The sequence below is a fragment of the Devosia sp. genome (assembly GCF_034675085.1).
GTDB lineage: Bacteria > Pseudomonadota > Alphaproteobacteria > Rhizobiales > Devosiaceae > Devosia.
In genome coordinates, this window is record NZ_JAUCDN010000126.1 from 1 (window position 1) to 8,898 (window position 8,898).

10 protein-coding genes and 1 other RNA gene are annotated in these 8,898 nt (G+C 66.1%); all 11 read right to left on the reverse strand.

The window, feature by feature from the left end:
- Positions 1-49 precede the first annotated feature (49 nt).
- Positions 50-1,492, reverse strand: a complete 1,443-nt coding sequence (locus VDP82_RS09575) for a UDP-N-acetylmuramoyl-L-alanyl-D-glutamate--2,6-diaminopimelate ligase (protein WP_323014624.1) — start codon at positions 1,490-1,492, stop codon at positions 50-52.
- 24 nt (positions 1,493-1,516) lie between these two features.
- Complete coding sequence (locus VDP82_RS09580) at positions 1,517-3,226, reverse strand: penicillin-binding protein 2 (protein ID WP_323014625.1); 1,710 nt, start codon at positions 3,224-3,226, stop codon at positions 1,517-1,519.
- Positions 3,226-3,609 (reverse strand): cell division protein FtsL, encoded by a 384-nt coding sequence (gene ftsL / locus VDP82_RS09585; RefSeq protein WP_323014626.1) that lies wholly within the window; start codon positions 3,607-3,609, stop codon positions 3,226-3,228. The genes VDP82_RS09580 and ftsL overlap by 1 nt, the downstream gene beginning before the upstream one ends.
- Positions 3,606-4,607 (reverse strand): 16S rRNA (cytosine(1402)-N(4))-methyltransferase RsmH, encoded by a 1,002-nt coding sequence (rsmH, locus tag VDP82_RS09590; RefSeq protein ID WP_323014627.1) that lies wholly within the window; start codon positions 4,605-4,607, stop codon positions 3,606-3,608. The genes ftsL and rsmH overlap by 4 nt, the downstream gene beginning before the upstream one ends.
- Before the next feature lie 195 nt (positions 4,608-4,802).
- An RNA gene (gene rnpB / locus VDP82_RS09595) (RNase P RNA component class A) lies at positions 4,803-5,188 on the reverse strand.
- A gap of 32 nt (positions 5,189-5,220) precedes the next feature.
- Positions 5,221-5,952, reverse strand: a complete 732-nt coding sequence (locus tag VDP82_RS09600) for a molecular chaperone DjiA (RefSeq protein WP_323014628.1) — start codon at positions 5,950-5,952, stop codon at positions 5,221-5,223.
- Between the two features lie 47 nt (positions 5,953-5,999).
- Entirely contained in the window at positions 6,000-6,728 is a 729-nt protein-coding gene (locus VDP82_RS09605; RefSeq protein WP_323014629.1) for an RNA polymerase sigma factor, read from the reverse strand.
- Positions 6,729-6,731: 3 nt separating this feature from the next.
- The gene (locus VDP82_RS09610) at positions 6,732-7,247 is read right to left on the reverse strand and encodes a plastocyanin/azurin family copper-binding protein (protein ID WP_323014630.1); all 516 of its coding nucleotides are present in this window, start codon (positions 7,245-7,247) and stop codon (positions 6,732-6,734) included.
- Positions 7,244-7,666 carry a DUF5602 domain-containing protein gene (locus VDP82_RS09615; RefSeq protein ID WP_323014631.1) on the reverse strand — a complete coding sequence of 141 codons (423 nt, stop codon included), beginning with the start codon at positions 7,664-7,666 and terminating at the stop codon, positions 7,244-7,246. Before VDP82_RS09615 ends, VDP82_RS09610 begins: the two co-directional genes overlap by 4 nt.
- Before the next feature lie 86 nt (positions 7,667-7,752).
- Entirely contained in the window at positions 7,753-8,523 is a 771-nt protein-coding gene (locus VDP82_RS09620) for a hypothetical protein (protein WP_323014632.1), read from the reverse strand.
- Positions 8,524-8,710: 187 nt separating this feature from the next.
- Positions 8,711-8,898: methylenetetrahydrofolate reductase (locus VDP82_RS09625; RefSeq protein ID WP_323014633.1), on the reverse strand; the 188-nt coding region annotated here is incomplete at its 5' end.

The window sequence follows — 8,898 nt, forward strand, 5'->3', positions numbered from 1 at the left end:
CTCCCCCCTTGTGGGGGAGGACGGGAGGGGGGACACCGGAGACGCCATGCTACCCCTTCAGCGCCGCCGCCACCACTTCATGGTCGGAGAAATGGTGCTTGGTGGTGCCGATGATCTGGTAGGTTTCGTGACCCTTGCCGGCGATGAGCAGCACGTCGCCGGCCTTGAGGTCGGCGATGGCGGTGCGGATGGCCTTTTCGCGGTCGGCGATTTCCTGCGCCTTGGGAGCGCCAGCCAGCACCTCGGCGCGGATGGCGGCGGCATCCTCGGTGCGCGGATTGTCATCGGTGACGATGACCACATCGGCCAGTTCATTGGCGATTTCGCCCATTTGCGGGCGCTTGCCCTTGTCGCGGTCGCCACCGCACCCAAAGACCACGCGCAGCTTGCTCTTGGCGTAGGGGCGCAGGGTTTCGAGCGCCGTGCGCAGCGCGACGGGCTTGTGCGAATAATCGATGAAGATCGCCGCACCATTATGCTCGCCCACCAGCTCCAGCCGCCCGCGCGCGCCCACCAGCGCCGGCAGGGCGGCGAAGGCATCGGCTTTTTCCACGCCCGAGGACATGGCCAGAGCCGCCGCGATCAGCGCGTTGGACACCTGGAATTCGCCCGGAATATGCAGGTGGAAGCTGACCTTCTCTCCGATATGGCGGATTTCGACCCGCTGGCCATAGGCTTCGGGCTTGATGGAGAGGATCTCGATATAGGCCCCTTCCCGGCCCACGGTGAGCAGGGTGGCGCTGGCCGAAAGCGCGGCGAACATGAACTGCTCATGCTCGGGATCGTCGACATTGACGATGGCGGCGCCGCCATCGACAAGAAGGTCCGTGAAGAGGCGCAATTTGGCATTGCGGTATTCGTCCATGTCGGCGTGATAGTCGAGATGGTCGCGGCTGAGATTGGTGAAGGCCACCGCCTCGAAATGAATGCCGTCGAGCCGGTGCTGGTCGAGGCCGTGGCTGGAGGCTTCCAGCGCCACATGGTTGATGCCCTGCGCCTTGAGCGCGCGCATCGACTGGTGCAGCGTACGAGAATCGGGGGTGGTGAGCGCGCCTTCGATCAGGCGATTGGAGGTCTCCATGCCCAGCGTGCCGATGCTGGCGCCGGGAATGCCGGCATGGGTCCAGATCTGGCGCACGAAGGAGGCGACCGAGGTCTTGCCATTGGTGCCGGTGACGCCGACGGTGATCTCGGGCTGCGGCTCGAAGATGCGCGAGGCAGCGCGGGCATAGGCGGCGCGCACATCCTTGACGATGATGACCGGCACACCCGGATCGCCCACCGGCGGGGTGTCGCTGATGATGGCCAGCGCCCCGCGCCGCACCGCATCGGGCACGAACTGGTTGCCATGGACATTAAGCCCGGGCAGCGCGAAGAAAATGTCGCCCGGCTCGATCCGGCGGCTGTCCGAATTCAGCCCGAAAACCGACCCCAGCCCCTTTTTCGGTCGGGCGCCAGAGCCTTCGAGCAGTTGTGTAACGCTAAGTTGCAAGGCGGGAAATCCTTCTGGATCGGGCTATCTCAAAACCGGCGGAACGAGATTCCGGTCCAGAATCTCGGAAAAATCGGGCGCGATGCCGAGCATGGGCGCAACGCGCTGCACCAGCCTGCCAGTGGCGGCGCCCGCATTCCAGCCGGCGGTGGTGCCGCCCGCGCCCGGCTCGAGCTTGGGCTCGTCCACCATGATGATCATGGCATAGCGCGGATTGTCGAGCGGAAAGGCGGAGGCGAAGAAATTGGTGACCTTGGAGGACGAATAGCGCCCGTCCACCACCTTTTCGGCGGTGCCGGTCTTGCCGCCGACACGGTAGCCCAGCGCCGCCTTGTTCATCTGCGACCCCGAGCCCTCAAGCGCGTTGAGCCGCATCAGATAGCGCACATACTCGCTGGTCTGGGGATTGAGCACGCGCTGATAAAGCGGCTCGGCTTCCTCCACGCTGCGCTTGTAAAGGGTGGGCGCGATATAGTTGCCGCCATTGACGAAGGCCGCATAGGCCGTGACCATGTGCAGCGGGGACACCGAAAGCCCATGGCCGAAGGAGGCCGTGGCCGCGCCCACCTCGGACAATTCCTTGGGCACGGTGGGCAGGCGCATCTCGGGCAATTCGAATTCCACGCGCCTGTCGAACCCCATGCGCGACAGGAAGGCGCGGAAATTGTCCTTGCCCATGGCCTGCATGACGCGGATGGTGCCGATATTGGACGAATATTTATAGACCTCGGGCAGGCTCAGGATGCGGTGCTTGCCGTGGAAATCATCGATGGTGTAGCGCCCGAAGCGCACCCCGTAGCGCGCATCGAACTGGTCGTTGATGCGCACCGCGCCGCTGTCGAGCGCGCCGGCCATGGTGACGGTCTTGAAGATCGAGCCCGGCTCGAAAATGCCCGAGGTGATGCGGTTGAACGTATCCTTGACCAGGGCCGTGGCCGGTTCGTTGGGGTTGAAATCGGGCAGCGAGACCAGGGCGATGACTTCGCCGGTATGGATGTCGAGCATCACCCCGGCCGCCGCGATGGCCTGGTAGCGGCTCATGGCGTCGGTCATTTCCTCGTACAACACGTGCTGCACGCGCATATCGACCGACAATTCCACCGGCGCCAGCGCATTGCCGCGCGCCAGGCCCAGATCCTGAAGCAGCGCCACCGCCTCGGTATCCATGTGTTTTTCGATGCCGGAAATGCCCTGATTGTCGATATTGGTCGAGCCCAGGATGTGGCTGGCCTCGCGCATGCCGGGATAGAAGCGCTTGGATTCGGTGATGAAATCGATGCCCGGAATGCCCAGCCGCATCACCTTGTCCTGTATGGCAGGGGACAATTCGCGCTGCACCCAGACAAAACCCTTGTCGCCGGAAAGGCGGTTGCGCAGCCAGGCTTCGTCCAGATCAGGCAGCACCGTGCGCAGCTTGCGCACCGCTTCTTCGACATCGATGATGCGGCGCGGCTCGGCATAGAGCGAGGGCACGCGGATATCGACGGCCATTTCCAGCCCGTTGCGATCCAGGATCGGCGGGCGGGTGGCGGTGATGACGTCGCGTGCCTGTCCCTCGATGGTGGAATCGGTGACCACCATGCCCAGTTGCACCAGCCGTCCCCCCACCAGCCCAAAGCCGAGCAGCAGCGCCAGCACCATCCAGCGGATGCGGGCCTGGGTGAGATTGGTGCGCGCCTTGCGCGCGCCGTCCAGCGCGATGGTGGGGCCCAGGCCTTCGGTGGTCACCGCCATCAGTCGATTCCTTCGAGTTCGAGAATGGCGTCGATGGGATCGACGCCGGCGGCAAGCGATTCGAACAGGGCGTCCATGGCCGCCGAATTGGGCTTGGCCGGGCGCATGGGCAGCGCATCGAAGGCGCCGAACTGCTTCTGCTGCACCGGGCCGATGGCCAGGGCCGCCTCGTGACGGCGCACGATGGGCTCGATATGGCCCGGCTGGCTGAGCACCGCCTCGTCGGCCTTGAGAAGCGACAATTCCCCCTCCTGCGCGTCGATAAGCGCGATCAATGCGGTGCGTTCGCTGGCCGTGTTCTCGATGGAGAATTTGAGCGCATAGACCCCAGCCAGCATCAGGGCACTGGTAAAGATCAGAATGATGTTGAGATTACGGATCATGCGGCACCCCGCGGCCGGGGCATGCCCAGTCCCTCGAAACGGATTGGCCGCGCCGGGGCATCCGAGCGCGTGGCGGCGCGCAGAATGGCCGAGCGCGCCCGCGGATTGCGCTCCAGTTCGTCCGCGCCCGGCTTTTGCGCCTTGCCCACCTCCACCCAGCGTCGCGCCTCGGCGGTCCGTTGCGGCAGATGACGCGACTGGGCGGGGCCGCCCTTGTCGGGATCGAAGAAGCGCTTGACCATGCGGTCCTCAAGCGAATGAAAGCTCACCACCGCCAGCCGCCCGCCCGCCTCCAGCAGGCGCTCGGCGGCAAAGAGCGCCTCGGCCAGCTGCTCGAACTCGCCATTGACGGCAATGCGCAGCGCCTGGAAGGAGCGCGTCGCCGGATGGGCGTCGCCCGGCTTGCGGCCGATGGCCTTTTCGATGATGCGGGCCAGTTCCAGCGTGGTGGCGATGGGCGCGGTTTCGCGCGCCGCGACGATGAACTGGGCGATGCGGCGCGATTTGCGCTCCTCGCCAAAGGCATAGAGCAGATTGGCCAGCTCCTCGGCCGGCAGCGAATTGACCAGATCGGCGGCGCTTTCCCCCGCCCCGCTCATGCGCATGTCCAGCGGCCCCTCGCGCATGAAGGAAAAGCCGCGCCCGGCCTCGTCGAGCTGCATGGACGAAACGCCGATATCGAGCACCACTCCATCGATGGGTTCATAGGGGGCGGCCAGGACGTCCAGATCCGAAAACGTGCCGGAAACAAAGGTGAAGCGAGCCCCGTATTCGGCCTTGAGCGCTTCGGCATAGGGCAGCACGGAGGGATCGCGGTCGAGCGCGACGACATCGGCGCCCCCGGCCAGAAGCGCGCGCGAATACCCCCCCGCCCCGAAGGTGCCGTCCAGGATGCGCTTGCCGGAAAGCGGCGCGAAGGCGGCAATCACCTCATCCAGCAGGACAGGGACATGCGGGCCAGCATCGAGGCTGGTTTCGGGCATGGAACGCTTGCCCATCAAGCAAACTACTCCGCTCCCGGCTGGATGGCCGGATCGTAAACGTCCCGCCACTTTGCCCCAGGACGCTTAAGATTCTGTTTCCCATGGAGACGGAAGAGCATGGCGGGTGACACGCTTGCTCGCCTCCGCCCCGTCCCCGCGTCGCCGCCGGTTTCTCCCGGTGGCCCGGCAATGACGGTGGGGACGAAGTAAAATGCCAGTCGGCCTATAAGCCGGGTTCTGTAGGGCCGCGTTTCCGCGACGTGGCGACCATTCATCTGTGGCGGCTGTTACCAGCGCGCTCATGCAACCAACCCGGATGATCTGGCCTCGAAACAGGCTGGGGCTTGCGCCCCGCGTCATCCCTATTTGGTCTTGCTCCCGGTGGGGTTTACCGTGCGGCTTCTGTTGCCAGACGCCCGGTGCGCTCTTACCGCACCCTTTCACCCTTACCCCGGCATGCCGGGGCGGTTTGCTTTCTGTGGCACTTTCCCTGGGGTCGCCCCCGCCGGCCGTTAACCGGCACCGTGTTTCGAAGGAGCCCGGACTTTCCTCCAGCAGCAGGTTACCCCGCTGCCAGCGGCCGCCCGGCCAACTGGCCGGGCGATGTAGGGGGCAAAGCCCCCTCCCGTCAAGCGCCCAACTGCGGCAATGGCGCCGGGCGGGTGAGCGCGCGATAGGCCAGGTTGATCGCCTTCATGCGCGCCGTGGCCACCTCGATCAGGTCTTCGGGCACGCCCCTTGCGATCAGCCTGTCGGGATGGTTCTCCGCCGCCAGGAGGCGATAGACGCGGCGAATCTCGTCCGGGCTGGCATTGGGCGCCAGCCCCAGAACCGCATAGGGATCGACGCCCGCCTCCAGCTCGACATGCTGGCTGGCGATTTGCGCGAAACGCGCCTCATCGAAGCCGAAAATATCGCTGACCGCCCGGAGATAATCGAGCTCGGCCTCATGCACCACGCCATCGGCGGTGGCGATGTAGAACAGACCGTCCAGCACATGTTCGAGCGTCTGGGGGCTGTCGTGGAAAAACTTCACCACCTTGCGCGCATAGGCATCGAACCCGGCCACGTCCTGCTTGGCGAGGTTGAAGACGCGCACCACCTGATCCTCATGGCCGGGCGCGATATCGACGGTGGCGCGAAAGGCGCGTTCCTCGGAGGCGGTGACGGCGCCATCGGCCACCGCCATCTTCGCCGCCAACGCGATCAGCGCCAGGGTGAAGGCGGCGTCGCGTCCGCCGGGCAACCAATTGTCGGGGTCGAGCGCATTGGCCAGCGACCCGGCCAGCCCCGTCCTCTGGCTGAACGAACCCACCAGCTCGGACAGAAGCTGCCACATATCGGTTTTGTCTCTGGCCAAGGGGAGGAAGGGTCCAGCTGGGGAAGGAAAGGCGATTTGCGCCGAAACTAGCGGTTCGGCGGCTTGGGGTCCACCGCCTCTGTTCGTATCCTGAGCGCGGCCACCACAGAATCGGCCATGCGGTCGCAGCGCCACCCATCGAACGGAAAGGCCTCGGAAAAAGTTCCCTTTATCCGCTCCTCCAGCCCCGCGCGCAGATGCTTGCGGGCGCGATGGAGCCGGGTCTTGACCGTTTCGGGCCGCAGATCAAGCTGGGCGGCGATATCGGCAAGGCTCATCCCTTCCACCTCGCGCAGCACGAAGACGATGCGGAAGGGCTCGGGCAAGGCGTCGATGGCGGATTCGATGAGATGGCGCATTTCGCTCCTTCCGACTTCGCTGTCGGCCGCCAGGGGCATCAGGGACAAGGGAAAGCGCGCGGTCCAGCCGGCATCGGCCTCGACCGCCGCGTCGAGCGCCTCCAGCCCCGCCTGCGGGCGGCGGCGGCGCAGCCGACCCAGCGCTTCGTTGAGCGCGATGCGGGTGAGCCAGGTGGAAAAGCGCGCATCCTCGCGGAAGCTCGCCAGCGCGGTGAAGGCGGCCACATAGGCCGCCTGCACCACGTCCTCGGCTTCGGCGTCATCGCGCATGACGCTGCGCGCCACGCGGAAAAGGCGCTGGTTATTGGCCTTGATGAGACGGCGAATGGCCGCCTCGTCGCCGCGCCGCGCCCGCGCCACCAGGCCGGCTTCGCTTTCGGGAGCAGGGGATACGGCAGGCAGAGGGGCGACGTCCATGGCTCACTCCTTGCGCACGCACCCGGACGCCAGGATGGCGTCGACATTCGGCAGGTTGGCCAAAGCGATATCGGGCAGCCCGGTCAGCTTGGCATCGGGCTCGATATCGGGATAGCCGGGGCCGGCCTCGCCGACGACGATGCGGCCCACCATGCCGGCATGCTCATGCGGCACGCAGTAGAAATCATATATGCCCGGTATGGTGAGTGTCACCGTAAAGCTCTCGCCGGGCAGCAGATAGTCCGAATCCCAGGGCGTGGCCCCCTCGGGAATGCGGGCCTGCCGCTCAAAGATACTGGGGTGATAGGCCGTGCTGGTATGGGCGTTGCCGGGATCCTTGTTGGTCCAGCGCAGCGTGGCGCCCACCGGCACAAGAAGCCCGATGGGGTCGAACCAGACATGGGAGCCATCGGCGCGCCCGCCCATGGAAATCTCCACCACCTCCTCGGACACGGCCAGAAGGGGCCGGGCGATGAGGGTGGCCGCAGCCGCCCCCAGAAACAGACGCCGCGTGGTCATTGCGCCACCCGCGCTTCCTCGGCCACCGGCACGTGCCAGAGCACCACATGGATATGCGGCTCCTCAACACCCGGATGGCCGGCATTATAGTAGACATCGACATGATCGACCGCGCCGCCGGGCGAGGGCAGATCCTCGAAGCGATGGTCGGGAGTGAGCTGGGAGAGCGGCAGCATGTAGATGGTGCTGACCAGCACCCCGTCATGGTCATAGGCGAGGAACGGCCCGGCGGGGAGCGTCGCCGGATCGACGAAGAGCTGGCCCATGCCGGGCAGAAAATCGGGCAGCGTCACCAGCCCGCTCACCGCCGCGAAGGGCGTGGCCGGCGGCGACTTGGCAATATCGGCCGGCACCTCATGGGCGAGAACCGGCAGGGCAAGGGCGGCCAGCATGACGCCGGCAAGGCTCTGGATCTTCATTTCGACTTCTCCAATGGCGGCGAGGCCGATTGCCCCGCATATCCATTGGATGGCGCTCGCCCCGGAAGGTTCCCGGCGCCACCGGATCAGTCGGCGAAATAGACCTCGTCGGAAGGGCCGACCAGCCAGGAGCGCTGGCGCTGGCGGGTATTGGGCCCCTGATCGAGATAAAAGCCGTTGGGATCGTAATCAGACGCGGCCCCATTCCGCTCGCGGGCGCGCTGCTGGAGAAATTCGGAAAGCGGGCCGGTTTCCCAATCGTCGAGATCGGCGGCAGTCACCTCCCCCGCCGGACGCGGAGCGACGGCAGCGGGCGCATCGACGATGAGCGGGCTGTCCACCACCAGCGGTACCGCTACCGGGAGGGGACGCATGGAGAGCGGCATGGGCACCGGGGCTTCCTTGGCCGGCGGCAGCGCCGCCATTTCGGTGAGCTTGGGCTGAGCCGGAGCGGCGGGAACGGGCTGGGTCGGGGCGGTTGGCGTGATCATAGGCGCAGGTGCCGCGGCCGGAGCATCGGAAATATAGCTGGGCAGGTCCCGGCCCGATTGCAGATAGGTGTCGAGCACGCCGCCCGTCGATGCCGCCGGGGCGGCAGGCTGGGCTACCGGAGAGGGCGCGGATTGAGGCGTCGATTGTGGCGTCGATTTTGGCGTGGGCTTCGGCGTTGGCTGGGGCGCGGCGGGCGCCGGAGCGGGAACAGCTTCGACCGTTTCCGCCTGCGGCACGGCGGTGGCGAGTTGCGGGCTGGGCTCGCCCATCAATTGCGCCGACAGCAGATCCACCGCCGGCACGCCCAGGACAATGGCGGCACCGGCCCAGATCAGGCCATTGGTGATGCGGCGGTCGATTTTCATCTCTCAAGCATTCCGATTTGCGCCACCCCGAGGGGCAGAAAGCCGATCTTCATGGCCATTTGTTGGCCGGAAACCACCGGGCTAAGCCATCGCGCCTGAATGGGAACTGAACGCAGGCGGCAACCCCACCCACGGCGTCCCTGCGCCGGCATGGCATGGGGGATGGCGCGGTCAAAAACTCAATGCTCTACGCCGCGCGCCGCCCCAGGATGCGCGCCAGCGCCAGCGCCAGCGGCGAGCGGTTATGGGTATAGATGTGAAATTCGGTGACGCCCTCGTCCAGAAGCTCGGTCACCTGCTCGGCGGCCACCGCCGAAGCGACCAGCGCATGGGTTTCCGGCTCGTCCTCCAGCCCCTCGAAGCGCTCGGCCAGCC